The organism is Flagellimonas baculiformis, assembly GCF_033441575.1.
GTDB lineage: Bacteria > Bacteroidota > Bacteroidia > Flavobacteriales > Flavobacteriaceae > Flagellimonas > Flagellimonas baculiformis.
On record NZ_JAUZVW010000003.1, the window covers coordinates 1 to 25,840 of the forward strand.

23 protein-coding genes are annotated in these 25,840 nt (G+C 45.9%); 18 read left to right on the forward strand and 5 right to left on the reverse strand.

The annotated features are described in order from the left end of the window. Positions 1-69 precede the first annotated feature (69 nt). Positions 70-714: a hypothetical protein gene (locus SD450_RS05000; protein WP_318343544.1), complete on the reverse strand. Its 645-nt coding sequence runs from the start codon at positions 712-714 to the stop codon at positions 70-72. Positions 715-1,056: 342 nt separating this feature from the next. Here SD450_RS05000 and SD450_RS05005 point away from each other — a divergent pair, with 342 nt between their 5' ends. The 18 genes from SD450_RS05005 to SD450_RS05090 all read left to right on the forward strand — a co-directional run bounded on the left by SD450_RS05005 (position 1,057) and on the right by SD450_RS05090 (position 22,428). After that, positions 1,057-2,448, forward strand: coding sequence for an NAD(P)/FAD-dependent oxidoreductase (locus SD450_RS05005; protein ID WP_318343545.1), 1,392 nt, complete (start codon positions 1,057-1,059; stop codon positions 2,446-2,448). Between the two features lie 12 nt (positions 2,449-2,460). After that, positions 2,461-4,071, forward strand: a complete 1,611-nt coding sequence (locus SD450_RS05010; protein WP_318343546.1) for a 4Fe-4S binding protein — start codon at positions 2,461-2,463, stop codon at positions 4,069-4,071. Positions 4,072-4,171: 100 nt separating this feature from the next. Continuing rightward, positions 4,172-4,861, forward strand: coding sequence for a glycosyltransferase family 2 protein (locus SD450_RS05015; protein WP_318343547.1), 690 nt, complete (start codon positions 4,172-4,174; stop codon positions 4,859-4,861). A gap of 1 nt (position 4,862) precedes the next feature. Then, positions 4,863-6,347: a cellulose synthase family protein gene (locus tag SD450_RS05020; RefSeq protein ID WP_318343548.1), complete on the forward strand. Its 1,485-nt coding sequence runs from the start codon at positions 4,863-4,865 to the stop codon at positions 6,345-6,347. Positions 6,348-6,350: 3 nt separating this feature from the next. Next, entirely contained in the window at positions 6,351-7,703 is a 1,353-nt protein-coding gene (locus SD450_RS05025) for a mannosyltransferase (protein WP_318343549.1), read from the forward strand. 219 nt (positions 7,704-7,922) lie between these two features. Continuing rightward, entirely contained in the window at positions 7,923-8,540 is a 618-nt protein-coding gene (locus SD450_RS05030) for a GNAT family N-acetyltransferase (protein WP_072875789.1), read from the forward strand. Between the two features lie 78 nt (positions 8,541-8,618). Continuing rightward, the gene (locus SD450_RS05035) at positions 8,619-9,809 is read left to right on the forward strand and encodes an argininosuccinate synthase (RefSeq protein WP_318343550.1); all 1,191 of its coding nucleotides are present in this window, start codon (positions 8,619-8,621) and stop codon (positions 9,807-9,809) included. Then, entirely contained in the window at positions 9,802-10,776 is a 975-nt protein-coding gene (argC, locus tag SD450_RS05040; RefSeq protein ID WP_318343551.1) for an N-acetyl-gamma-glutamyl-phosphate reductase, read from the forward strand. The genes SD450_RS05035 and argC overlap by 8 nt, the downstream gene beginning before the upstream one ends. Positions 10,777-10,881: 105 nt before the next feature. After that, complete coding sequence (proC, locus tag SD450_RS05045) at positions 10,882-11,676, forward strand: pyrroline-5-carboxylate reductase (RefSeq protein WP_072875795.1); 795 nt, start codon at positions 10,882-10,884, stop codon at positions 11,674-11,676. 38 nt (positions 11,677-11,714) lie between these two features. Continuing rightward, a complete protein-coding gene (locus tag SD450_RS05050) occupies positions 11,715-12,863 on the forward strand; it encodes an aspartate aminotransferase family protein (RefSeq protein WP_318343855.1) in 1,149 nt (382 codons plus the stop codon). Beyond that, positions 12,860-13,798, forward strand: a complete 939-nt coding sequence (locus SD450_RS05055; protein WP_318343552.1) for a Rossmann-fold NAD(P)-binding domain-containing protein — start codon at positions 12,860-12,862, stop codon at positions 13,796-13,798. The genes SD450_RS05050 and SD450_RS05055 overlap by 4 nt, the downstream gene beginning before the upstream one ends. Before the next feature lie 99 nt (positions 13,799-13,897). After that, positions 13,898-14,677, forward strand: coding sequence for an acetylglutamate kinase (gene argB, locus SD450_RS05060; RefSeq protein ID WP_318343553.1), 780 nt, complete (start codon positions 13,898-13,900; stop codon positions 14,675-14,677). Then, complete coding sequence (locus tag SD450_RS05065) at positions 14,674-15,747, forward strand: M20 family metallo-hydrolase (RefSeq protein ID WP_318343554.1); 1,074 nt, start codon at positions 14,674-14,676, stop codon at positions 15,745-15,747. The genes argB and SD450_RS05065 overlap by 4 nt, the downstream gene beginning before the upstream one ends. 69 nt (positions 15,748-15,816) lie before the next feature. Beyond that, on the forward strand, positions 15,817-17,100 hold the full coding sequence (gene argH, locus SD450_RS05070; RefSeq protein WP_318343555.1) for an argininosuccinate lyase: 1,284 nt from the start codon (positions 15,817-15,819) through the stop codon (positions 17,098-17,100). 224 nt (positions 17,101-17,324) lie between these two features. Next, positions 17,325-17,801 carry an Hsp20/alpha crystallin family protein gene (locus SD450_RS05075; protein ID WP_072875812.1) on the forward strand — a complete coding sequence of 159 codons (477 nt, stop codon included), beginning with the start codon at positions 17,325-17,327 and terminating at the stop codon, positions 17,799-17,801. 83 nt (positions 17,802-17,884) lie between these two features. Then, the gene (locus SD450_RS05080; RefSeq protein WP_318343556.1) at positions 17,885-18,367 is read left to right on the forward strand and encodes a hypothetical protein; all 483 of its coding nucleotides are present in this window, start codon (positions 17,885-17,887) and stop codon (positions 18,365-18,367) included. 150 nt (positions 18,368-18,517) lie between these two features. Then, complete coding sequence (locus SD450_RS05085) at positions 18,518-20,113, forward strand: M1 family metallopeptidase (RefSeq protein ID WP_318343557.1); 1,596 nt, start codon at positions 18,518-18,520, stop codon at positions 20,111-20,113. 125 nt (positions 20,114-20,238) lie between these two features. Further along, positions 20,239-22,428 (forward strand): DUF5916 domain-containing protein, encoded by a 2,190-nt coding sequence (locus tag SD450_RS05090; RefSeq protein ID WP_318343558.1) that lies wholly within the window; start codon positions 20,239-20,241, stop codon positions 22,426-22,428. Positions 22,429-22,516: 88 nt separating this feature from the next. On the opposite strand, the gene SD450_RS05095 is transcribed toward SD450_RS05090, so the two are convergent. The 4 genes from SD450_RS05095 to SD450_RS05110 all read right to left on the reverse strand — a co-directional run bounded on the left by SD450_RS05095 (position 22,517) and on the right by SD450_RS05110 (position 25,722). Then, positions 22,517-22,927 (reverse strand): hypothetical protein, encoded by a 411-nt coding sequence (locus SD450_RS05095; protein ID WP_318343559.1) that lies wholly within the window; start codon positions 22,925-22,927, stop codon positions 22,517-22,519. A 37-nt stretch (positions 22,928-22,964) separates the two neighbouring features. Further along, positions 22,965-23,813 carry a pseudouridine synthase gene (locus tag SD450_RS05100; RefSeq protein WP_318343560.1) on the reverse strand — a complete coding sequence of 283 codons (849 nt, stop codon included), beginning with the start codon at positions 23,811-23,813 and terminating at the stop codon, positions 22,965-22,967. Between the two features lie 63 nt (positions 23,814-23,876). Continuing rightward, the gene (locus SD450_RS05105; protein ID WP_318343561.1) at positions 23,877-24,782 is read right to left on the reverse strand and encodes a geranylgeranylglycerol-phosphate geranylgeranyltransferase; all 906 of its coding nucleotides are present in this window, start codon (positions 24,780-24,782) and stop codon (positions 23,877-23,879) included. A gap of 10 nt (positions 24,783-24,792) precedes the next feature. Next, positions 24,793-25,722: a mevalonate kinase family protein gene (locus tag SD450_RS05110; RefSeq protein ID WP_318343562.1), complete on the reverse strand. Its 930-nt coding sequence runs from the start codon at positions 25,720-25,722 to the stop codon at positions 24,793-24,795. Positions 25,723-25,840 lie beyond the last annotated feature (118 nt).

The following is a 25,840-nucleotide window of genomic DNA, read 5'->3' on the forward strand; positions in this document are numbered from 1 at the left end:
TACTCATCTGACAAATCTAATTTAAGGGTTAAACTAATTTATAAAGATTGTCAGATTAAGTCTTAACTATTACAAATAAATAAATGAATAAATAGTTAGCTCAACAATTTGACCAGAAAAAGGTATTTCAAATTCCTTTTTTTCATAATCCTCAATAACACTTTTTGTAAGATGATAGATGAATTTCGATTGCATAATTATTTTATCTTTCTGCAATCTATATTTGTCTTGTTGCTTTCTAAACCTCCTAACTAATTTTGGATATTTTTTATCCAGTTCTTTCAAATCTTTTCTTGTCTCGCTTGCTAACTCCTGTAGTACTTGGTCTTTATGTTTTGTAAATTCAATTTCTTTTTGCCATCTGTTAGAAAACGATTGAAGTGTTTTGAAGTCTTTGATTTGTTCTTTTTGTGAAACTTGTACAATTTTTCCTTTTTTGGCTTTATAAAAAGGCCCGGAAAGATTGTTATGAAAATAGGTCAGATACAATTCTCTAAATATAAAATCATCACAAAATCCATAGTCTTCAGGTTTTCCGTCTGCTTCTAAATAGGATATTTTTAGACCGACACATAAAAATCTTTTCTCTCTTTCTAGAAGTGATTTCCCATCTAATGCTCGTTGTTTTAATTCTTCAAAAATCTTTCTAGTCCTAACTTGTTCAGCAAAGGAGTCTTCTTTAAACTCAAGTTCTTCCGGCGAAAAATGTTGCATACATTCTTAAAATTTGGTATATAAGATATTATTGGAAATCTCCTAGCGCTAAAGATGTCATTCCTTTCAAACAAATGATATCGACCGACACTGAAATCAAGTTCAGTACAAACATGTAAAGTTAATGATAATCAGAATACTATATCCAAGAAATGCATTCTCGACACCTTCCTTTGCCAGCAGGCAGGCAATTTTTCTAAAGAAAAACACTCGAGCTGACATTTCTTCAACCTGCTAAATCCCTAAAGAACACCTCAAACACAAATTAAATCCTTTCTAAATTGGGGGACAGGGTTAAGTTCCTATCTTTAGGTACGACACAAGACCCATAATCCTTCTTTCATGGAGCACATTGTCATCATTGGAAATGGAATAGCGGGGGTGACCGCGGCCCGGCACATCCGAAAGCTTTCCAACAAAAAAATCACCATCGTTTCCGCCGAGACGGATTATTTTTTCTCTCGAACCGCGCTGATGTACGTCTATATGGGCCACATGAAGTTTGAGCACACCCAACCCTACGAAAACGCTTTTTGGAGAAAAAACAAGATCAACCTTGTCCGTGCAAGGGCCGAAACTATCGATACCCAAAACAAGAAGATCCATGTGAAGGGTCGCCCCACTAAATTTTACAACAAAAACATCCATGTCCCGACAGTGGATGGGGAGTGGATCTCGTACGACAAGCTTGTCATTGCCACAGGATCCAAGCCCAACAAGTTTGGATGGCCGGGCCAGGATCTGGAGGGTGTCCAAGGATTGTATTCCAAGCAGGACCTTGACCTTTTGGAGCAAAATGCGCCGAACAACGACCGTTGCAAAAGGGCGGTGATCGTGGGTGGTGGGCTCATCGGTATCGAGTTGGCCGAAATGCTTCGGACACGTGACATCCCCGTCACTTTTTTGGTACGGGAAAGCAGCTTTTGGAACGGTGTTTTGCCCAAGGGCGATTCCCAAATGATCAATGAGCACATTCGGGAGCACCACATCGACCTTCGGTTGAATGCCTCTTTGAAGGAAATTGTTTCCGATGGGAACGGGAAGGTCAAATCGGTGATCTTGGAAGAAACCGAAGAAGAAATCCCTTGTAATGTGGTGGGATTGACGGCAGGTGTGACGCCAAATATCGATTTTTTGAAAGGTTCTGGGATTGAACTGGGTCGTGGTGTAAAGGTGAACCGCTTTTTGGAAACCAACATAGCGAACGTGTACGCCATTGGCGATTGCGCGGAACAGCACGAGGCCATTGGCAACCGAAAACCCGTGGAAGCCGTTTGGTACACGGGCAGGATGATGGGCGAGGTACTGGCACAGACCCTTTGCGGCAACCGAATGGAGTACCGCCCGGGCCATTGGTTCAATTCGGCCAAATTTCTGGACATTGAGTACCAAACCTATGGTTGGGTGTTCCCCGAACGGAAGAAAACGGACTCGGAAATCCATTTTCATTGGCGACATCCCCAGGAAAAAATCTGCATCACCATAGCTTTCGACAGGGGTTCCGAAACCTTTTTGGGCATCAATACCTTTGGTATCCGGATGCGGCATCAGGTCATCGACCATTGGTTGAACGAGAAAAGGGATATCGATTTTGTGATGGCCCATTTGGTGGATGCCAACTTCGACCCTGAATTCTACAAAGGATTTGAATCTGAAATCGTTTCAAAATACAATGCCGATTTCGGAAAATCCATCACCTTGAAAAAGAAAAGTCTCATCAGAATATTTCAATAGGAAAAACAACCCATGAACAGTCAAACCCACAACCCGAGCATGGCCCTGACCGGGGAACCTCCAAAAAGCCTGAGCACAGGCCAAAAAATGGCGACCCTTTTGGGAATGGCAGGACTTGGAATCCTGCTGTTGGCTGTGTTCAATGTCAATTTCCCGAACCAAACCTTGTGGTTGATCGTTTCGCTTTCCGCGATCAGCATCGGGACCCTTTGGTTTTCCTGGGATGCCTATTCCCAAAAATTGCCGGGCATCAAAAATGACGGGGTGTGGTTCAAATCCATTTCCAGTCGGGGTTTTTGGGCCTGGGTCGTCGGGTTGGCACTCACCGGCTTTTACATCGTGCTTTATTTTTATCCCGAATATCTCGGATTGGTGAGCGGCGGGGAAAACCGGGGCGTCATTGCGCTTTTTGACCCTTTGAGCAAATTGCTGAGCGGCAATCCCGCCAGTCAGTGGTTTGTCTATGGCACTTTATATACCGTCGCCATTTTGATTTTTGGGGCAAAGTTCCTTTGGAAATACCGACATAGCCGTTACCAACGATTTCGCACTTTCAGTGTGATGTTCTTTCAATTGGCCTTTGCCTTCACCATACCCGAATTGATGGCCCGGCTTAACGGCCACAAGATCCTGGATGGGGGAAGCCTGCCCTACTACGACCTCAAAAACGTCTGGCCCCTCAACTATTATAACTTTGAAAGTTACCGCATCAAAGGATTTTTAAGTTCGGGGGATATTGGCCTTGCCCTGCTTATTTTTGGCATTGTGTCCATTTTTGTGATTACCCCGATATTGACCTACAAATACGGAAAACGATGGTACTGCTCCTGGGTCTGTGGGTGCGGCGCACTTGCGGAAACCGCCGGGGATTCCTTCAGGCAACTCAGTGATAAATCCACTTTTGCCTGGAAAGTGGAACGTTGGGTGGTGCACAGCGTGGTCGTTTTTGTCACCTTGATGACCACGGCGGTCGTCTATTCCTATTTGGGCACGGACACCAGCAAATATTGGCTCACCAAGAGCACTTTTTTGATTGGGGTGGCCGTGTTGCTCACTCTCGTTTTCGGTTGGGCAATGATTTTTAAGAGAGACCAGCTCCAAAAAGATGCCCAATATGGGGCCATTGGGTATTTCGTGATTATTTTGGCCTTGATTGGGTTCCATTTTTTCAGTGGCGAGGGGCAGGTGTTTCTTTTCAAATCCGAAACCCTTCGGAAATCCTATTCCTTTTTGATCGGCAGTATTTTCTCGGGTGTCATCGGCACAGGGTTCTATCCCATTTTTGGGAGCCGGGTCTGGTGCAGATACGGATGTCCCATGGCGGCTATCTTGGGCTTCCAGCAACGGTTGTTGTCCCGCTTCAGGATCACTACCAATGGCGGACAGTGTATTTCCTGCGGCAACTGTTCCACCTATTGCGAAATGGGCATCGATGTGCGTGCCTACGCCCAAAAAGGCGAGAATATTGTCCGTTCCAGTTGTGTGGGTTGTGGCATTTGCTCTGCCGTCTGTCCGCGGGGCGTGCTCAAACTGGAAAATGGTCCGCTAAAGGGACGGATTGACAGCAACCAAGTGCTTTTGGGGAACGATGTGGACCTCATGGCACTGGTCAATCAAAAATAACGGACAAAACATTTCCTTTACCTTCATTTTATGTGGATGGACCCTAAAAATCCATGGAAAAGTTTAGTTTTGGTTACTTCAAGCAAAAACTAGCTCTTCAGTGGCGGACATCAAAGTCATTATTCCTGCGATCAACGAAGGAGATTCCATTGGAAAAGTGGTTTCCGAACTGCCAAAACACGTTTCCGAAATCGTAGTGGTGGACAATGGTTCCAAGGACGATACCATGGCAAATGCACGGAAAGCAGGGGCCACCGTCATCACCGAAAACCGCAAGGGATATGGCTCTGCCTGCCTAAAAGGATTGAATTATATTTCCGAACAATCCAAAACACCCGACATCATCGTATTTATCGACGGAGATTATTCCGATTATCCCGAGGAGTTGGATAAGGTGGTCGCCCCGATCTTGGAAAATGAGGTGGATTTTGTGGTCGGTGCACGAACAAAAGCGCTTCGTGAACCCGGTTCGATGACCCCGCAACAGGTTTTCGGGAACCAATTGGCCACTTTTTTGATGAAATTGTTCTTTAGGTCAAGATTTACGGATTTAGGTCCATTCAGGGCAATTAAATATGAAAAACTCAAAGAATTGGACATGCAGGATACCACTTATGGGTGGACTGTGGAAATGCAGTTAAAAATTTTAAGAAAAAAAATGACATATACCGAAGTACCAGTGCGTTACAAAAAAAGAATTGGCGTCTCAAAAGTGTCTGGTACGGTAAAAGGTACTATATTTGCAGGCATAAAAATTTTGGGTTGGATCTTTAAATACAGTTTAAAATAAAATGGGACTTACTATCGCTCTTATCATCATTGCTGTTTATAGTACAGCCTTGATCCTGATTTTCTTCTACAGTCTTGCCCAATTGAATCTTTTGGTCAACTATTTGGGTTACAAAAGACGAAACGAGGAAGCCCCAAAATTCAACCTGTTAGATCCAAAGGAAATTCCCTTTGTCACCATCCAGCTTCCCATCTACAACGAAGAGTATGTGATGGAACGACTGTTGGACAACATCGCCAAGATAGAATACCCCAAAAGCAAATTGGAGATCCAAGTCCTGGACGATTCCACGGACGACTCCATCATAGAGACCGCAAAACGGGTGGAAGAGCTCCAAAAAACAGGACTCGACATACAACATATCCGTAGGGAAAACAGAAAAGGGTTCAAGGCCGGGGCACTCAAAGAAGGACTGGCCATTGCCAAAGGGGAGTTCATCGCCATATTCGATGCCGACTTCCTTCCTGAAAGTGATTGGTTGAAAAAAACCGTGCCCTATTTCAAGGACAGCGAGATCGGTGTGGTGCAGACCCGTTGGGGACACATCAACCGCGACTACTCCACCTTGACCCGTATCCAAGCCTTTGCATTGGACGCCCACTTTACTTTGGAACAAGTGGGAAGAAACTCCAAAGGACACTTTATCAACTTTAACGGTACTGCTGGTATCTGGAGAAAACAATGCATCCTCGATGCAGGCAACTGGGAAGGTGACACCCTTACCGAAGATTTGGATTTGAGCTACCGTGCACAGTTGAAAAACTGGAAATTCAAATATTTGGAAGATGTGGAGACTCCCGCCGAGCTTCCCGTGGTGATCAGTGCCGCCCGTTCCCAACAGTTCCGTTGGAACAAAGGAGGTGCCGAAAACTTCAGAAAAACGGTTTGGAGCGTCATCAAGGCGAAGAACATTCCGTTCAAGACCAAGTTCCATGGTGTGATGCACCTCTTGAACAGCTCCATGTTCCTTTGTGTGTTCATCGTGGCCCTCTTGAGCATTCCCATGCTCTACATCAAAAATACCTACGGGCATTTGGGCTGGGTGTTCGAAGTGACCAGCTTTTTCATCGTCAGCACCATTATCCTGTTCATCTGCTATTGGTTCACCTACAAGAGTATCCAAGGCAGTAGTTTTGACAATTTTGTGGATTATATCAAACTCTTCTTTACCTTCTTCTCCGTGGCATTGGGCTTCTCTTTGCACAACACCGTGGCCGTTTTGGAAGGACACCTTGGGAAGCGAAGCGAGTTTGTACGTACCCCAAAGTTCAACATCAACAGTATTACCGACACATGGAAGGGCAATAAATACTTGACCAAAAAGTTATCGCCCAACATGATTTTGGAATTTGCCCTGATGGTCTATTTCCTATTCGGAATGTATAGCGCGGTTCCCTTGAACGACTACGGATTGTTCCCTTTCCACTTGATGTTGTTCCTAGGCTTCGGATTTGTATTCTTTAAATCCCTGACATCCAAGGCTTAAAACATGCTATCTTACTGGCGACTGCATAGATACCCGATACTTTTTGTTATCGGCTCCGTGTTGTTCTACACCAGTTTTGCCTATGACCTTGCCCGCACCGATTTCGTGAAACTTTTCATGCTCTTTGCGGCAACGTTCTTTCTTTGCCATAAGATCATGCAGTTTGAAAAATGGAACTTCAATTTCCTGTTGGTCATCGGTATTTTGTTCCGGTTGGTATTCCTCGTGGCCGAACCCAATCTCTCCCAGGATTTTTTTCGTTTCATATGGGATGGGGAACTCATCAAAAATGGCATCAATCCCTATCTGCACACCCCGGACCAACTCATGGAGCAGGGCAATGTGCCCATAGCCAATGCGGAGGGGCTCTATGCAGGAATGAGCGAGCTCAATGCTCGCCATTATAGCAATTACCCCCCAGTGAACCAATTGTTCTTTACGCTGGCAGCCCTTTTGGGAGGCGGGAGCATCCTCGGTTCCATCATCGTAATGCGATTGACCATTATCCTTGCAGACTTGGGCATCCTCTACTTTGGCAGAAAACTGCTGCAAAACCTCAACCTTGCCAACCACATGGCCTTTTGGTATTTTTTGAACCCCTTGGTGATCATAGAACTGACAGGAAATCTCCATTTTGAAGGCATCATGCTGTTCTTTTTTGTGTGGTCGCTCTACCTCATCTCGAAAAACCAATGGTTGTGGGGCGCACCTGTCTATGCTGTTTCCATCATGGTGAAACTGGTGCCCCTTTTGCTCCTGCCCATGTTCCTCAAATACCTGGGAATCAAAAAAGGTGTGGCTTTCTATGGCATAGTAGGTCTTTCCTGCGTTCTGATTCTCTACCCCTTTTATTCCTCCTTTTTTATTGACCATTATTCGGAGACCGTCGGGCTCTGGTTTTCCAATTTTGAGTTCAATGCAAGTGTGTACAATGTGGTCAAAAAAATCGCTGTTGAACAGTACGAGGCCAAACCGTGGGAACTCATCGAATCCTACGGTTCCATGATCGTCAAAGCTATGATAGCCATCGTATTGATGATTGCCCTTCTCCGGAAAAACCAGAAATTACAAACGGTCATCACCTCGATGATGCTGGCTCTGGCGTGCTATTATTTTCTGTCCAGCACAGTCCATCCGTGGTACGTGGTGTTCCTTTTGGGAATCGCCATTTTTACGGAATACAAATTTGTTTTGATCTGGTCGTTTGCCGTTATCCTGAGTTATTATGCCTATACCGACCCAGACTATACGGAAAATCTTTGGCTACTGGCCGTTGAATACATTTTGGTGATTGGCTTCTTTCTTTATGAAATGATAACCAAAGGGCCAAAAAAGTTATATTTCTTCAAAAAATGACCCTCACCCACGGGTCTATTCGGATTAATTTGTACTTTTGATTCATAATGAAAGGACAAGAGTACATATCGTTTACACTGAGCGTTCCCGCGCCCATCAGTCCATTTTCTCCCCGTCGCCGCCCGTAAGGGTGCAAAACTATTTATGGAAATAGGTGAGTCCATTTCCGCAAAAACCAACAACTTTTTTTAATAATTTTTATCAGTCTATACGCTTGCAATGGAAATTGTAATTGCCAACGAATCACATTTTAAATACGCACAGATCATCTGTGACACCATCGCGGAATCAGCCAAGATCCGAGGGACCGGTATTGCCAAACGCACCCCTGAATACATCATGAAACGGTTGCAGAACGGGAACGCCATCATTGCTTTGGATGGTGATAAATTTGCCGGGTTCTGCTATATCGAAGTCTGGGGCAACAAGGATTTTGTCGCCAACTCCGGATTGATCGTACACCCCGATTACAGGAACCAGGGATTGGCCAAACAGATCAAGAAAGCCGTTTTTGACCTGTCCCGGAAAAAATTCCCCGATGCCAAGATCTTTGGGATCACCACTGGTTTGGCCGTGATGAAAATGAACTACGAACTGGGATACAAACCCGTTACCTTTTCCGAGCTTACGGACGATCCCGAATTCTGGAAGGGCTGTCAGACCTGTAAAAACTTTGACATCCTGACGCGGACGGAACAGAAAATGTGCCTCTGCACCGGAATGCTGTACGACCCCAACGCCAAAAAAGCGGAAGAACCCAAAAAATTGAACAGCAAGGCATTCCAAAGACTGAAGCAGATCAAGGAAACCCTTTTTCTTAAAAAGAAACAAAAGTAAATGTCAGTTCGAGCGCAGTCGAGAACAACATCACATTTCGACTCCGCTCAATGTGACACATAAATCGAACATAAAACCATGAAAAAATTAGTATTGGCCTATAGCGGCGGATTGGACACTTCCTATTGTGCAAAATACCTATCCCAGGATGAAGGCTTTGAAGTCCATGCCGTGAGTGTGAACACTGGCGGGTTCAGCAAAGCTGAAATCGAAGAAATCGAAAAAAAGGCCCTGGCATTGGGCGCCACCACCTATACCTCCATCAACGCCATCAACACCTTCTATGACAAGGTGGTGAAGTACCTCATCTTCGGAAACGTGTTGAGGAACAATACCTACCCCCTTTCCGTGAGTGCCGAACGGATCGTTCAGGCCATCGAGATCGTGAACCATGCCAAGAAAGTGGGTGCCAAATATATTGCCCACGGCAGCACAGGTGCCGGAAACGACCAAGTACGGTTCGATATGATCTTCCAGATCTTGGCCCCGGACATCGAGATCATCACCCCTATACGCGACAAGAAACTGGCCAGGGAAGTGGAAATCGAGTATCTGCAGAAAAACGGGATCGATTATTCTTGGGAAAAGGCCAAGTATTCCATCAACAGGGGACTTTGGGGTACCTCAGTGGGCGGTTCCGAGACCTTGACCTCCCATCTGTCCCTACCGGAAAATGCATTTCCGAGCCAATTGGAAAAAGAACTTCCAAAAGAACTGAAGCTGACGTTCAGCAAAGGGGAATTGGTGGCCGTTGATGGGGAAAAGGACACTCCAGTGGCCAATATTGAAAAACTTGCGGAAATCGCTTCCAAATACGCCATCGGAAGGGACATCCACGTGGGCGACACCATCATCGGGATCAAGGGGAGGGTCGGTTTTGAGGCCGCTGCCCCATTGATCATCATCAAAGCGCACCATTTGTTGGAAAAACACACCTTGAGCAAATGGCAGCAATATCAAAAAGAGCAAATGGGCAATTTCTATGGCATGTTGCTCCATGAAGGCAACTATCTGGACGAAGTGATGCGGAACATCGAGGCCTTTTTGGCAGATACCCAAAAGCACGTTTCCGGGGATGTGTACCTAACGTTACACCCATACCGATTTGAACTGAACGGGATCTCGTCCGAGCATGACCTTATGAACGCTTCCTTTGGAAGTTATGGGGAAATGAACAAAGGATGGACCGCAGATGACGCCAAAGGGTTCATCAAAATATTGTCCAATTCGGGCAAAATTGCGAACCATGTAAACCAAGACCATGATTAAAGCGGGAATCATAGGAGGTTCTGGATATACGGGCGGGGAACTGATCCGAATATTGCTCCACCATCCTAACGCCAAAATCGATTTTGTATATAGTACCACGAGGGCCGGAAAACCCATTGCTTCGGCACACCAAGATCTTTTGGGGCTGACCGATCTTACATTTTCCGGAGAAATCAATCCGGCTGTGGATGTGGTCTTTTTGTGTTTGGGCCATGGCAATTCTACGTCATTTTTGAACGAACACGCATTCTCGGCAAGTACCAAAATCATCGACCTGAGCAACGATTTCAGGCTACAGGCCGATTCCACCTTCAACGGCAAACGTTTCATTTATGGACTTCCCGAATTGAACAGGTCTGCCGTTGCATCAGCCGAGGCCATCGCCAATCCCGGCTGTTTTGCCACCGCAATCCAACTGGCTTTGTTGCCCTTGGCAAAGGCCGGTCTGCTGGCAAACGAAGTGCATGTGAATGCCGTGACGGGAAGTACAGGAGCCGGCGTAGGCCTGTCCGACACCTCCCATTTCAGCTGGAGGAACAACAACGTTTCGTGGTACAAACCCTTTACCCACCAACATTTGGGGGAAATTGGGGAAAGTCTCAAGTCCTTCGGCAACAATGTGGGCAAGCTGCTATTTTTGCCGAACCGGGGAAATTTCACCAGGGGCATTCTGGCTACGGCCTATACCCATTTTGAAGGTTCTTTGGACGAAGCCAAAAAACTGTATTCGGATTTTTATGCCGATGCCGTTTTCACCCATATGTCCGAAGCGGAAATCCATCTGAAACAAGTGGTGAACACCAACCAGTGTCACATCCATTTGCACAAGCACGATGACCTCTTGTTGGTGACTTCTGCCATTGACAATTTGTTGAAGGGTGCCTCGGGGCAAGCTGTACAGAACATGAACCTGATGTTCGGTTTTGCAGAGACCGAAGGGCTGTTATTAAAAGCAGGAGTATTTTAAAAACCTTAGGCCAAACTGTCACATCGAGCGCAGTCGAGATGCTAGACCTAGATTGATGAAAATTTACATCTCTCGACTGCGCTCGAGATGACAAACAAGAAAACCATGAAAATAGCGATCATAGGAGCAGGAAATTTGGGACTGGCCATTGCCAAAGGGATTTTGCACACCAACGGGGCCACCACCATGTACCTGACCAAAAGGAACACCAAGGGCATCAAGGATTTTGAGAAATATGGAAACGTCACGGTCACCTCGGACAACCTAGAGGCCGTAAAAAATTCCGACATCCTCATCTTTGCCGTACAGCCGGGCCACTTTGCCTCCATTTTGGAACAGAGCAAGGAGCTACTTACCGAAAAACATGTGATCATCAGCACCATTACCGGTTTTGGCATCGCCAGGATCGAAAGTATCATCGGTGCCGATAAGTTCATCATCCGTAGCATGCCCAACACGGCCATTTCCGTGGGCAAGTCCATGACCTGTATCTGCAGTAACGAACTGGGCAAAAAACGGGTAGATCTGGCCAAGGCCATTTTCAACCGAATGGGACACACCATGGAAATCCCCGAAGAGCAAATGCAGGCAGCCACGGTGATCTGTGCAAGCGGTATCGCCTTTTGGATGCGCTTGATACGTGCCACGACCCAAGGGGCCATCCAGTTGGGGTTCGATGCCAAGGAAGCCCAGGAACTTGCCATGCATACCTGTAACGGAGCTGCCAGCCTGTTGATCGAATCCGGTAGCCATCCCGAAGAGGAAATCGATAGGGTGACCACACCAAGGGGCTGCACCATAGAAGGACTGAACGAAATGGAGCACCAAGGGCTCAGCTCTTCCCTCATCAGGGGCATTGTGGCCTCCTACGAAAAAATCAGCCAGATCAAAAAAGGATAAAACTTTCGACCATGATCGAGACGACAAACAAAAAGACCATGAAACTATTCGACGTTTACCCCCTATATGACGTGACCCCGGTATCGGCAAAGGGCATTGAAGTCTGGGACGACAAAGGACAAAAATACTTGGATTTCTATGGCGGCCATGCCGTGATTTCCATTGGGCATACCCATCCCCATTACGTAAAGCGCATCGAGGATCAATTGGAAAAAATCGCTTTTTACAGCAATTCTGTGCAAAATCCGGTTCAAGAAGCATTGGCCGAAAAACTGGGAAAAGCATCAGGTTGCGAAAATTATACCCTATTCATGTGCAATTCGGGGGCGGAAGCCAATGAAAATGCACTGAAAATGGCTTCGTTCCACACCGGAAAGGCCAAGGTCATTGCCTTTAGGAACAGTTTCCATGGTAGGACGTCCGCTGCCGTTGCCACAACGGACAACCTAAAGATCAATGCCCCCATCAATCTGCAACAGGAAGTGACCTTTCTGCCCTTGAACGATTTTGATGCGTTTGAAAAAGCCATCTCATCGGAAGGGTATTGTGCGGTGATCTTGGAAGCGATCCAAGGCGTGGGCGGTCTTGACGAACCCACCACTGAGTTCTATCAATTCATCGCCGAAAAATGCAAGGAGAATGGCGTGGTCCTCATCGCGGACGAGGTACAGTCCGGTTATGGGCGAAGCGGAAAATTCTTTGCGTTCCAGCACCATTCGGACACTGAGCGGAGTCGAAGTGTCCAGCCCGGTATCATTTCCATCGCGAAAGGTATGGGGAATGGCTTTCCAGTGGGCGGAATTTTGATCCATGAATCTTTTGAAGCTTCCTATGGACTTTTGGGCACCACCTTTGGTGGAAACCATTTGGCCTGTGCCGCAAGTTTGGCCGTTTTGGAGGTTTTGGAAGATGAAAATCTCGTGGAAAACGCCGCAGAACTTGGCATCTATTTTAGAACAAAGGCGGCAGCCGTTCCCGAAATCATCAAGGTGAAGGGCAGGGGACTCATGATCGGACTGGAGTTTGATTTTGAAGTGGCCGACCTGCGCAAAAAACTGATCTATGACCATCACATGTTCACCGGGAGTGCCAACAACAAAAAACTGCTACGGTTTTTGCCCGCACTCAACATCACCAAAGAACACATAGACCTATTTTTTGAAGCCCTCCAAAAAGCATTGAAATGAAACATTACCTGTCCATAAACGATATTGACTCCCTCCCCGATTGGGTGGAAGAAGCGATCAACCTCAAAAAAGACCCTTATCAGTTTGAAGGTTTGGGCAAACGTAAAACCTTGTGCCTGCTGTTTTTCAACAACAGCCTTAGAACCCGCTTGAGTACCCAAAAAGCGGCCATGAACCTCGGTATGGAGGTCATGGTGATGAATTTTGGCAGTGAAGGTTGGGCCCTGGAGTACGGAGATGGGACCATTATGGACAAAGGTACCTCGGAACATATCAAGGAAGCGGCACAAGTGGTCTCCCAATATTGTGACATTGTGGCCATCAGGGCTTTTGCCGGTTTGGAGGACAAGAAAAAAGACGAGGCGGAGGAAGTGATCAATGGATTTGCCAAATATGCATCCATCCCGGTGGTGAACATGGAAAGTTCCGTGGGACATCCGCTCCAAGCGTTGGCAGATGCCATCACCTTGGCCGAGAACAAGACCAAGGACCGACCCAAGGTCGTGCTGTCCTGGGCACCACACCCTAGGGCATTGCCACATGCCGTGGCCAATTCCTTTGTGGAAATGATGAAATTGCAAGATGCTGAATTTGTGATCACGCACCCCGAAGGATATGAACTGAACCCAGAGATCACGCAAGGGTGCCGGATAGAACATGATCAGGACAAGGCCTTGGAGAATGCAGATTTTGTGTATGTGAAGAACTGGAGCAGTTATACGGATTATGGAAAAATCGTGAACAAGGACCCCAACTGGACCATGACCGAACAAAAATTGGGTGTGGCCAAATTCATGCACTGTTTGCCTGTCCGCAGAAATGTGGTGGTTGAAGATGCCGTGTTGGACGGAACACAATCCTTGGTGGCCCAACAAGCCAAAAACCGGATCTATTCGGCACAAATCGTCTTGAAAAAGATATTGGAAAATCTATAATTGATTATTATTGATCCAAACCGACCAAACCTTATATGTGAATCACTTCCAATGGCCAATATTGACGGGAAGGACACATTATAAAATAGAAATAAACAAATGAAACAAAAGTTATCCGTAGTAAAAATAGGCGGCAATCTGATTGAGGATTCCAAGGGATTTGAACATGTCCTGGACCTGTTTTCCAAAATGCACGGAAACAAGATCTTGGTCCATGGAGGCGGCAACAAAACCACCGAAATGAGTGAAAAGTTGGGCATTGAATCCAAAATGGTCAACGGGCGACGAATCACTGATGCCGATACCTTGGATATTGCCATCATGATCTATGGAGGTCTGGTCAGTAAAAAAATCGTGGCCAAGCTCCAGGCCTTGGGCACTGATGCCATCGGGATGAGTGGTGCGGATGCCAACGCTATCAGGGCCCACAAACGACCCGTTCTAAAAGTGGATTTTGGGCTCGTGGGCGATGTGGATTCCGTCAATGCCTATGGCATCTTCAAATTGCTCCAAGCAGGGTTCACCCCTATTTTTTGTGCCCTTACGCACGATGGGCAAGGACAGTTGCTGAACACCAATGCCGACACTATTGCCGCTGAACTTGCCATTGCCATGTCCGATCAGTTCGATACCACGCTTTACTATTGCTTCGAAAAGAAAGGTGTGCTCCAGGATGTGGAAGATGAAAACTCGGTGATTCCCCATATCGATTCCAAAGGCTACGATGAACTTTTGGCCTATGGCATCATTTCCGATGGAATGCTCCCCAAAATGCACAATTGCTTCTATGCGCTGAAGAACAACGTTTCCAAAGTGTGTGTGGGCAACAGTAGCATGCTCGAAGCTGGCAATCCTGAATACACAACGCTGACCTTATGAAATTGACCCAAGAAATATTGACCGAAAAGGCCATAGCACTGTTGAAGGAACTCATTTCCATTCCCTCCTTTTCCGGGGAAGAGGACAAAACAGGGGATGCCATTGAAGCCTTCTTACAGGGTTTTGGGATACAAACGGAGCGTCAATACCACAACATCTATGCTTTCAACAAATATTTTGATGAAAGTAAACCCACCCTATTGCTCAACTCGCACCACGATACAGTAAAACCGAACAGCGCCTACACCAAAGACCCTTTCCATCCACATGTTGAAGATGGCAAATTGTACGGTTTGGGAAGCAACGATGCGGGCGGGTGTCTGGTTTCCTTGCTCGCCACCTTCGTCCATTTTTATGACAAGGAAGGATTGAGCCACAACATCATCATGGCAGCCACGGCGGAGGAAGAGGATGCAGGGGAGAAAAGTATCCGTGCTTTGCTGCCCATCCTCCCCAAAATTGATGTGGCCGTGGTGGGCGAACCCACTTTGATGGATCTCGCCATTGCCGAAAAAGGGCTCGTCGTTTTTGATGCCGTGGTGGAAGGCACCCCTTCACATGCCGCCCATCCGAACAACAACAATTCCATATACAATACTATCGAAGTGCTGCAATGGTTCAAGGACTATACGTTTGAAAAAGTTTCCGATGCCTTGGGTGAGGTGAAACTCACTGTGACCCAGATCAATGGCGGAAAACAACACAATGTGGTGCCCGCACAAGTGGATTTGGTGGTGGATGTTCGGGTGAACGACTGCTATACCAACCAAGAAATTGCAGATATGCTGCAACGGGAGGCTCCCTGCAAAATGACACCTCGCTCGTTACGTTTGAATTCATCCTGTATTGACCCTAATCACGACTTGGTAAAAAGTGGTCTGGCCTTGGGCAGAAAAACCTATGGTTCCCCTACCTTGTCCGATCAGGCGGCATTGACATGCCAATCGGTGAAACTGGGACCAGGTGACAGTACCCGTTCCCACTCCGCCAACGAATTCATTTTTGTGGATGAGATTGAAGAGGGAATCACTTTATATATTAAAATATTAGAAGGTTTTCTAAAAAAATAAAACACAAGTACAAGCTTCAAACACAAAAAACTGTGCTTGAACTTGACAATTGAACTTGAATTATTCACTATGAAACTCTGGGACAAAGGTTTTAGCACCGATAAAAAAATAGACCATTTTACCGTGGGCAACGACCGCGAACTAGATCTGGTACTCGCCAAATACGATGTGATCGCTTCCACCGCACATGCTAAAATGCTGGGCAAGGTGGGGTTGATCACCGAAGAAGAAGCCAAGGATTTGGTGAAAGCGTTGGGTGAAATCGGTAAGGATATCGAAAAAGGGAATTTTACCATTGAAAACGATTTTGAAGACATGCATTCCAAAATTGAATTCATCCTGACCGAAAAATTGGGCGATACCGGCAAAAAAATACATTCGGCACGATCCAGGAACGACCAAGTTTTGGTGGCCATGCAATTGTACCTGAAAGAAGAACTTTCCGAAATCAGGGAGCAAGTGAAATCCTTGTTCGACCTGTTGATGGATTTGGCCGAAAAGCATCAAAAAGTGTTGTTGCCCGGCTACACCCACCTACAGATTGCGATGCCCTCCTCTTTTGGACTTTGGTTTTCTGCCTATGCCGAAAGCTTGATCGATGATCTGTACTTTGTACAGGCCGCCCATAAGATTGCAGACCAAAACCCGTTGGGAAGTGCCGCCGGTTATGGGAGTTCCTTCCCGATAGACCGTACGTTCACCACAGCCGAAATGGGTTTTGAAACCTTAAAATACAATGTGGTGGCCGCCCAAATGGGCCGCGGAAAAGTGGAAAAAGCCGCTGCTTTTGGTATTTCCAGCGTGGCTGCCACCCTTTCCAAAATGGCGATGGACATCTGCCTTTACATGAGCCAGAACTTTGATTTTATTTCGTTCCCGAACGAACTCACCACGGGCAGTAGCATCATGCCGCACAAAAAGAATCCCGATGTGTTCGAGTTGATCCGTGCAAAGTGCAATAGGATTCAAGCCGTGCCCAACCAACTGACCTTGGTCACCAACAATTTGCCCAGTGGCTACCACCGTGATCTGCAATTAGTGAAGGAAGTGATCATCCCCGCCTTGCAGGACATGCAAGCCTGTTTGGAACTGATGACTTTTAGTTTGAAGGAAATCAAGGTGAACCCCAAGATTTTGGACGACCCAAAATACGATTACCTCTTCAGTGTGGACACCTTGAACGAGCTCGTCAAAAGTGGAATGCCGTTCCGGGATGCCTACAAAACCATGGGCAAGGCCATTGAAAATGGCAACTTTAAACCCAAAAAAGACATTGAGCATACCCACGAAGGCAGTTTGGGAAATCTGTGTTTGGAGGAGATAAAAGCCAAAATGAATGCTGCACTTGCTTGAAAAGGGATTTTTTCAAACCAAAAACTGACAACATATCACCCTTGAAAAATTCCTTGTGACCCAGAAAAATGTCATTTTGACATTTTCTAAAATATTCTTTTAACATTCTAAAAACAAGAGTATTAAAAACGGTTAAAAAAATAAAAGAACTGCTGTATTTGGCATTTGATTTGAATATTTCTGCATGAACATTTGAATTATTGTCTAACTAAAATTTAGCAGTTATGAGTAATTTAGTTGCAACCAAAAATGGAAGTGTGGCAAAGTCTAATTCGAATGGCCTCACCTTCCCCATGTGGTCTTCTTGGATTGATGAGATGTTCAACAAGGAGATTCCGACCGTTTTCACCTCCAATTTTAACACAGGGATTACCTTGCCCAAGGTCAACATTCGGGAAACCAAAGATTCCTATTATGTGGAAATGGCAGTACCAGGATTAAAAAAATCCGATTTTATGGTGGATTTGGACAATAAAATCCTGTCCATCAGTGCCGATGCAAAAACTGAGGCCCATGAAAATGAGGGCAATCTTATTCGCAAGGAGTTTGGATATTCATCATTCAAACGTTCCTTTTCCTTGCCCGAAACGGTAAATGAAGACAAAATCAAAGCCGAGTATAGGGATGGTATATTGAGCATCCATTTGCCCAAATTGGAAGAAGCCATACAAAAACCGGCCCGTACCATCAAAATTGCGTAAAATAGTAGTAAGTAGGGCCCGAAATAGGGCCCTACTTTTTTTTACTCAACTTTTACCCTTTGTTTGACTTAAATTTTGATCCCATGAGAAAAATTGCCATAGTTTCCCTGTTCTCGTTGCTTTGTCTTGGCTGCCATGGTCAGGAAAAGGCAAACGGAAAAACCGGGGAAAATCAGGATATAGTGGAGCAGCCCAAAGGAAACTGGAAAGTGAACCGGGAATTTGATAAAGATGGTAACCTGATTCGATACGATTCCATTTATTCGTGGTCCTCATCTGATTATATGGATAAGTTGGGTGAAATGGACCGTGATAGCTTGTTTACATCCTTTAAATCCAAATTCTCCAAACACTTTTCATACTTTGATCAAGATAGCTTCCCTAATTTCTTCGAGAATGATTCCCTTTTTACCCAACACTTTTTCAGGGACGATTTTTTTGATAGCCCCATGGGCAAAGACTTCATCAATTTGGATTTATTGCACCAACGCATGGAGGATATGCACAAAAGATTTATGGGGCAATATGTGCCTGAAGCAAAAGAGAAAGTGAACCAACAATTGTAACCCAATCGTTCTTCGAAAGCTCCAATGCCCCTATCCATAAAATATAGGGGCATTTGTTTTGGAAGAAATGAGTTATGAAAATAAATACTGTTCTGACTAAAATAGATAAATTGGGCTCAAATTTAAGCCTCTGGCTTTCAACCTAAGATTATGTCCATCAAAATTGTAGTCAGTCTTTTTCTTGGCATGGGAGTATATTATATTTCCCTGGCACAGGATATATACCAAAAAAATGAGTCAGTCGATATCCAAAACTATGTTTTCGGACTCAGCCTGAACGATGAAAACAACGAGATAAAAGGCGAAGCCGAGATTACGGTTTCCTTCAAATCCGGAGCAGTTCCATTTGCCTTGGACCTTATTCAAAAATCAGGGGAATTTGGCATGGAAGTCACCGAAGTTTTGGAAGGAACAGCTCCCGCCAATTTTTCCTATGCGGATAACAAAATCAACATTGTTCCGACCACTTCGGAAGGCAACACCCAAACCTATACCATAAAATACCATGGGGTTCCCGAGCGTGGTCTGGTCATTTCGAGCACCAAATTTGGAAATCGTTCCTTTTTTGGGGACAATTGGCCCAATTTGGCACGGCACTGGCTTCCCTCCGTGGACCATCCCTACGATAAAGCAAGTGTGGAGTTCCGGATTACCGCTCCTGACCACTACGATGTGGTCGCCACAGGAAAAAAGCTGGAAGAGAGCCATCTGGAAAATGGTTACAAACTTACCATCTACGAAGAACCCGCTCCAGTGGCCACCAAGGTGATGACCATCGGGGTGACCGAATTTGCATCTAGGTTTCTTGGCGAAGTCCATGATATCGAGGTCTCCGCTTGGGTGTATCCACAGAACCGTTTGGAAGGTTTTGGCGATTATTCGGTCGCGACAAACGTGCTGGACTATTTTATCAATCATATCGGCCCTTATTCATATGCGAAATTGGCCAACATGCAGGCCAAGACCCAATGGGGCGGACTGGAAAATGCGGGCACCATCGCCTACTTTGAGAATTCCGTGACCGGAAACAAGACTGTGGAACCTTTGATCGCACACGAAATTGCCCACCAATGGTTCGGAAATTCGGCCACCGAAAAAAGTTGGAACCATGTGTGGCTCAGCGAAGGGTTTGCCACCTATTTCTGCATTCTTTATTTGGAAAGTGTGTATGGCGATGAGCGAAGAAAAGAAGATTTGGCCACTGACAAAAAAGAAATCTTTGAGTATTACCGCAAAAATCCATCCCCGATAGTGGACCTTACCATCCAAGACCCCATGAAGGTACTGAGCACCAACACCTATCAAAAAGGAGGTTGGGTGTTGAACATGCTCCGCCATAAGTTAAGTGATGATACTTTTTGGGAAGGCATCCGAAAGTATTATGCTTCCTATCAAAACAGCAATGCCCTCACCGACGATTTCCGCCATGTGATGGAAGTGGTATCAGGTCAAGATCTGGAAGTCTTTTTCCAGCAATGGTTGTTCACCAAAGGGCACCCGCAACTCAAATGGAACTGGGAATACAAAAAAGGGAAGGTCATTGTGCATTTAGAGCAAGTGCAGGAGCACCATGTGTTCCAATTTCCTTTGGAAATCGGATTGGTCAAAGAGGGGGAAACCATCATTGAAACCATCCAACTGGACGAGCGTTCCAAAAGTTTTGAGTTCAAGGCCAAAGACCGTCCAGATTCCGTGGTATTGGATCCCGATCAATGGACTTTGTTCGAGGAGATGGGGAAAATGTAATCTTGGTTAGCGCAAAAGAGGCATCCGTCATTCTAAAAATAGTTATTTGACAATGAGAATGGGGAAATGGGGGTTCATTGTTAAAAAACAAAGTAAATTATTACATTTACGGCACTGAACAAACCATGAATAACCTCCGCCTAACCACTCCCGTTTCCATAGCGTTTGCCATGCTTTTTTGTGTGCAAACCTTTGCGCAAAAGAAAAACGCCGATTACCAAATCCATCTGTACCACACCAATGAAACCTTTACCATTGACGGTATCGGTGACGAGGCCACTTGGCAAAAGGCAGAGGCCGCCCAGGATTTTTTTATGGTGCTGCCGATGGACGACCGCAAGGCCACTCAGCCTTCCGAGGTGAAAATGGCCTACGACGACCGACAGCTCTACCTTTTGGCCACCTTTTACAAAACACCCGGAAACACCTACGTGGTGGAATCGCTCCGCAGGGACTTCACCTTTGGTGGCAACGATAATTTTTTACTGTTCATGGACCCGTTCAACAACCAGACCACAGGGTTCAGTTTTGGGGCCAACGCCTATGGCGCACAATGGGACGGCACTATGTCCAACGGTGGCAGTATTGACCTGAACTGGGACAGCAAATGGGTATCGGAAGTGCAGAGCCATGAGGACAAATGGGTGGTGGAAATGGCGATTCCCTTTAAATCCATCCGATACGAAAAAGACGTGACCGAGTGGGGCGTCAATTTTTCCCGATTGGACCTCAGCACCAACGAAAAATCGAGCTGGACACCCATACCACGGCAGTTCCCAACCGCATCCTTGGCCTACACGGGCACTATGATCTGGGACAAACCTCCGCCCAAACAGGGACTCAACTATTCCATTATTCCCTATGTATTGGGCACAGTGGGCAATTCGAGTATCGAAAATCTGTCGTACGATAACGAGTTTAAGGTTGGGGGCGATATCAAATTAGGGCTGACCTCTTCCTTGAATCTCGACTTGACCATCAATCCTGATTTTTCCCAAGTGGAAGTCGACCGTCAAGTGGCCAACTTGACCCGTTTTGAACTCTTTTTTCCAGAAAGACGGCAGTTTTTCCTTGAAAATGCCGACCTCTTTGCCAGTTTTGGATATGATGAAATCCGTCCGTTCTTTTCGCGAAGAATCGGGTTGGGTGTTCCCATCATCGCTGGAGCTAGGGTCAGTGGGAACCTGAACCGCAATCTACGTTTGGGCGCTTTGAACATGCAAACCGACAAACTGGACGAAACGGGGCTCCCCAGTCAGAATTTTGCCGTACTCTCCTTGCAACAAAAGGTGTTTTCCCGTTCCAACATCGGGCTGATGTTCGTGAACAAGGAATCACTGGACTACAATGCCTTGGCCGATAGCTTACAGACGCAATACACGAAGTTCAATCGAAATTTAGGTCTGGAATACAATCTGGCCTCTGCCGATAACAAATACAACGGAAAGGTGTTTATGTTGAAATCGTTCGGCCCCGATGAATCCTATAACGGTATTGCCCAGGGTGCCCATTTGGAATATAGCAGCCGAAACTGGAACTGGCGGGTACAACAGGAATATATTTCGAATGACTTCACCTCGGAGGTGGGATTTGTGCCCCGGAACAACTACCTCAAATTCGAGGGTTCGGTAGGGTATCAATTTCTGCCCGCCAGTGAAAACGTAGTGAGCCACGGCCCACAGTACACCGGTTATTATTATTTCAACCCAAACATGAACGCTACGGACTATGTGTCCATTGTGGGCTACGGAGTGGACTTTCTGGACCGTAGTTCCCTGAGTGTGGATGTATTTAACGAATATGTCCGATTGCTGGCCCCCTTTGACCCTACCAATACGGGGCAGGAGCAACTGGCGACTGGCACACAGCACCACTGGAACGGGGTTTATTTGCAATACAATTCGCGCCCAAAAAGTCTGTTCACCTATAATTTGACCACCCGCTTGGGCCGCTACTTTGCAAGCGGTTACCGTACCAACCTAAATGCCGAGCTGGGATATCGCTTTCAGCCCTATGTGAGTCTGGGTGCCAACCTCAGTTACAACAACCTCGATTTGCCGGCCCCATGGTACACCACGGATTTTTGGTTGGTGGGTACGGAGGCGGACATCACCTTTACCAACAAACTGTTCTGGTCCACCCTACTGCAGTACAATGAGCAGAACAACTATTTTGGCATCAATTCGAGATTGCAATGGCGCTATGCCCCTGCTTCCGACCTTTTTTTGGTGTTCAACAATAATGAGTTGCTCACTCCGCTCGAAGGGAACCTATGGTCGTTGACGCTCAAGTTTACGTATTGGTTCAACCGATAATACCTGGACATCTGTCAACTCAAATATGTATGCTTAAATTGAAAGTTCCGGACGAGACGAGTAGGTATTTCCCTTTAATTGATGGCCCTTAGACTTCTCTCTTTAGGGATAGTGTAGAAACCAGAATATTCAAGAAATAGGCCAACTGCCCCAATACAAATCCTCCTAGGCTCAAGACAAAAATTCCTTGTGCCACGTACAATCGATCAAACTGATCGGGACCATAACTTCCTTGAAAATACACGAGCAGGGGCAAAAACACAAAGGGCAAAATGCTGAGGATTACATGCACCCAATGGGCCCATTTGTAGAGCTTCACCCCTTTTATTGCAACTATCCAATAGCCCAAACCGCAAAGGACAAACCAAATACCGAACAGCAGGAAGAAATCAAAATAGGTCACCACATAATAGGTGTCATGGACGTTGACATCTATCAGGCTTTGGTTCGAAAAAACATAAAAATAGAATGCCAAGGCAAAGAAAACCAAGGACAACATCCAAAATCTGATATGGTATCCTAAACCCTTCAATGCTTTACTTGATCATCTTCAGATTGATCACCTCCTGTTCGGTAAGATGTCGCCAGTGTCCCCTTGGAAGGTCCTTTTTGGTGAGTCCCGCAAAGATGACGCGGTCCAGTTTAACGACCTCGTAGCCCAAATGTTCAAAGATGCGGCGCACAATGCGGTTTCGTCCGCTATGGATCTCCACCCCGATTTCCTTTTTGGGTGCTCCTTGGATGAAACTGATACTGTCCACATCAATGGGACCATCCTCCAGTTCCAGACCTGCCTCGATCTTGTGCAGATCGGCCAAGCTCAAGCTCTGGTCCAAGTGCACATGGTAGATCTTTCGCACACCGTGTTTGGGATGGGTCAGCTTTTTGGTCAGGTCACCATCGTTGGTAAAGAGCAAAAGCCCCGTGGTGTTCCTGTCCAATCGGCCAACAGGCAACAAGCGTGCCTTTGTGGCACTGGAAATCAATTCCATTACGGTTCGCCTTCCCTTTTCATCACTGGTGGTGGTGATAAAGTTCTTGGGTTTGTTCAAAAGGATGTATTCTTTCTTTTCCGGATTAAGGCGCTTTCCATCAAAGCGCACATCATCGGAACGTTTTACCTTGTAGCCCATTTCGGTGACGGGCTTCCCGTTTACCGTAACATTTCCTGCTGCGATAAAGGTATCGGCTTCCCTTCGGGAACAGATGCCCGCATTGGCAATGTACCTGTTCAATCGAATTTCATCGGGATTGGATTTTTTCTGGGGTGGGGCAGGTTTCTGCTTGTTGATGGGTTTCTTGGAAAAAGGCTTTCGTTGCCCCTGTCCTTGATCCCTTCGGTTACCGGAAGGCCTGTTGCTTCGGTTATTGTCTGATTTCGCCATCAGTCATCAATTTTTTTGCAAATGTAGTCTTTTTCAGTTCCAAAAAACCACTGTACCAAAGAATTACAGAATACGGTTCAGCACCAAATCCAAATCGATCAAAAGGATACTGAAAACCCCTGCCACGATAATGAATTTCAATATGTTGTGCAGCCACACATAATGTATTTTGCTCCCTGATATCCACAAGAGCACCAAGAACAGCACCAACAGGGCAATACAGGCCATAAAGTAGAGATACATGTACCCCACATCGAACGTTTTGATGAGCAATAGGGCCGGCACAAGGGTCAGTACAATCAAGAAAGTGATGAGGGATTTGGACACTTTGGGGCCGTAGATAATGGGAATGGTCCGGTAGTTTTGGGCCATATCGCCCGCCATGTTCTCCAGATCCTTGATCATCTCACGGGCCAAAATCAGCAAAAATAGGAACATGGCATGCACAAAGATCACTGTCTTAAAATTTTGATAGTACACGAACACCACAAAAAATGGGGCAATGGCCAAGGTGGACGAGACCAGGTTGCCCACGAAAAGAATCCGTTTGAGCTTGTGCGAATAGAACCAAATGCCAAAAATATAGGCCGAAAAGAACAGCACCGCCTTAAAGGAGATGTAACTGGCCACGAACACTGCCAAAAAGTTGAGGATGAAGTAGGTCGTCAGCTTAAAACGCTGGCTCACCAAACGGTCCAACATGCTCTTGGTGGGTTTGTTGATCAAATCCTTTTCCGCATCATAGAAATTGTTGATGATGTATCCACTGGCAATGGTAAGAGCCGATGCGGTGACAATTAGAAAGAGGTTTAGGTCAAACACCACTTCCCGAAGGGGGATGTCCGGCGATAGGATATAAATGGACGCCAAGTACTGCGCCAAGGTGATCATCAAAATGTTATAGCCCCTCACCACGGAAAACAGACTCAATAGCTTAAAAAGCAAGAGTTTGTTTTTTCTATTAAGCATGGGTTTGCTTTTAGAAGTTGTACACTACCTCCAGATTGTAGTCCTTGAGTGCTTTTTTGGCCTTTTCCAAATCTTCGGTGAAGCCCAAGATGTACCCTCCGCCTCCAGATCCACAGAGTTTCAGGTAGTAGTCATTCGTCTCGATGCCCTGCTGCCAGAGTTGGTGGAACTTGGCAGGGATCATGGGTTTGAAATGATCGAAGACCACATGCGAAAGTTGCTTCAGGTTGCCAAACAGGGACTTCACGTTGCCGTTCAGGAAATCCTCCACACAGGCATCGGTATGCTTGATGAACTGGTTCTTGACCATGTTCCTGAAACCTTCCTGTTTCATTTTCTCCATGAAAATCTGGACCATGGGAGCCGTCTCGCCCGTCATTCCGCTGTCCAACAAAAACACAGCGCCCTTGCCATTGGTGTTTTGGGAAGGAATGCTGGTGGATTCAATATTGTCTTGGGAATTAATCAAAATGGGCAGACTCAGATAGCTGTTCAAAGGGTCCAGTCCCGATGACTTACCATGGAAAAAGGACTCCATTTTCCCAAAAATCTTCTTGAGTTGCAGAAGTTTGTCCCTGGTCAAGTTTTCCAAAATGGTGATCTTGTCCATGGCATACCGATCGTAAATGGCGGCGACCAAGGCCCCACTACTACCAATACCATACCCTTGGGGGATGGAACTGTCAAAGTACATGCCATGGGCAATGTCGTTTTCAAGGGCCTCCATATCAAAGGAAACGAGTTCTTTGTCCAGATTTTTCAGGTAGCCCGCAAAAGCCTTTAGGCTTTCGTTGGACTTGCGTGCCATTTCCGAAGGGTTCTTGTCCCTTTTGAGAGCGCCTTTGAAAAAATTATAGGGAATGGAAAGTCCTTTGGAATCTTTGATGATACCATATTCCCCGAACAGTAAAATCTTTGAATAGAAGAGTGGACCTTTCATATGCTGGTACTAAGATACAAACTATACTGTTTAATTTTTAAAAAATTCCGGTGAACAAAACTATTTGATCTATCAAATCTTATTCCTTGTCCAAAAATTTGGGCAAATAACGTAAAAA

Excerpts from the sequence above, each read along its gene's own strand:
- SD450_RS05000 (WP_318343544.1), bottom strand. The coding sequence starts at position 714 with ATGCAACATTTTTCGCCGGAAGAACTTGAGTTTAAAGAAGACTCCTTT.
- SD450_RS05005 (WP_318343545.1), top strand. The coding sequence starts at position 1,057 with ATGGAGCACATTGTCATCATTGGAAATGGAATAGCGGGGGTGACCGCG.
- SD450_RS05010 (WP_318343546.1), top strand. The coding sequence starts at position 2,461 with ATGAACAGTCAAACCCACAACCCGAGCATGGCCCTGACCGGGGAACCT.
- SD450_RS05020 (WP_318343548.1), top strand. The coding sequence starts at position 4,863 with ATGGGACTTACTATCGCTCTTATCATCATTGCTGTTTATAGTACAGCC.
- SD450_RS05025 (WP_318343549.1), top strand. The coding sequence starts at position 6,351 with ATGCTATCTTACTGGCGACTGCATAGATACCCGATACTTTTTGTTATC.
- SD450_RS05030 (WP_072875789.1), top strand. The coding sequence starts at position 7,923 with ATGGAAATTGTAATTGCCAACGAATCACATTTTAAATACGCACAGATC.
- SD450_RS05035 (WP_318343550.1), top strand. The coding sequence starts at position 8,619 with ATGAAAAAATTAGTATTGGCCTATAGCGGCGGATTGGACACTTCCTAT.
- argC (WP_318343551.1), top strand. The coding sequence starts at position 9,802 with ATGATTAAAGCGGGAATCATAGGAGGTTCTGGATATACGGGCGGGGAA.
- proC (WP_072875795.1), top strand. The coding sequence starts at position 10,882 with ATGAAAATAGCGATCATAGGAGCAGGAAATTTGGGACTGGCCATTGCC.
- SD450_RS05050 (WP_318343855.1), top strand. The coding sequence starts at position 11,715 with ATGAAACTATTCGACGTTTACCCCCTATATGACGTGACCCCGGTATCG.
- SD450_RS05055 (WP_318343552.1), top strand. The coding sequence starts at position 12,860 with ATGAAACATTACCTGTCCATAAACGATATTGACTCCCTCCCCGATTGG.
- argB (WP_318343553.1), top strand. The coding sequence starts at position 13,898 with ATGAAACAAAAGTTATCCGTAGTAAAAATAGGCGGCAATCTGATTGAG.
- SD450_RS05065 (WP_318343554.1), top strand. The coding sequence starts at position 14,674 with ATGAAATTGACCCAAGAAATATTGACCGAAAAGGCCATAGCACTGTTG.
- argH (WP_318343555.1), top strand. The coding sequence starts at position 15,817 with ATGAAACTCTGGGACAAAGGTTTTAGCACCGATAAAAAAATAGACCAT.
- SD450_RS05075 (WP_072875812.1), top strand. The coding sequence starts at position 17,325 with ATGAGTAATTTAGTTGCAACCAAAAATGGAAGTGTGGCAAAGTCTAAT.
- SD450_RS05080 (WP_318343556.1), top strand. The coding sequence starts at position 17,885 with ATGAGAAAAATTGCCATAGTTTCCCTGTTCTCGTTGCTTTGTCTTGGC.
- SD450_RS05085 (WP_318343557.1), top strand. The coding sequence starts at position 18,518 with ATGTCCATCAAAATTGTAGTCAGTCTTTTTCTTGGCATGGGAGTATAT.
- SD450_RS05090 (WP_318343558.1), top strand. The coding sequence starts at position 20,239 with ATGAATAACCTCCGCCTAACCACTCCCGTTTCCATAGCGTTTGCCATG.
- SD450_RS05095 (WP_318343559.1), bottom strand. The coding sequence starts at position 22,927 with ATGTTGTCCTTGGTTTTCTTTGCCTTGGCATTCTATTTTTATGTTTTT.
- SD450_RS05100 (WP_318343560.1), bottom strand. The coding sequence starts at position 23,813 with ATGGCGAAATCAGACAATAACCGAAGCAACAGGCCTTCCGGTAACCGA.
- SD450_RS05105 (WP_318343561.1), bottom strand. The coding sequence starts at position 24,782 with ATGCTTAATAGAAAAAACAAACTCTTGCTTTTTAAGCTATTGAGTCTG.
- SD450_RS05110 (WP_318343562.1), bottom strand. The coding sequence starts at position 25,722 with ATGAAAGGTCCACTCTTCTATTCAAAGATTTTACTGTTCGGGGAATAT.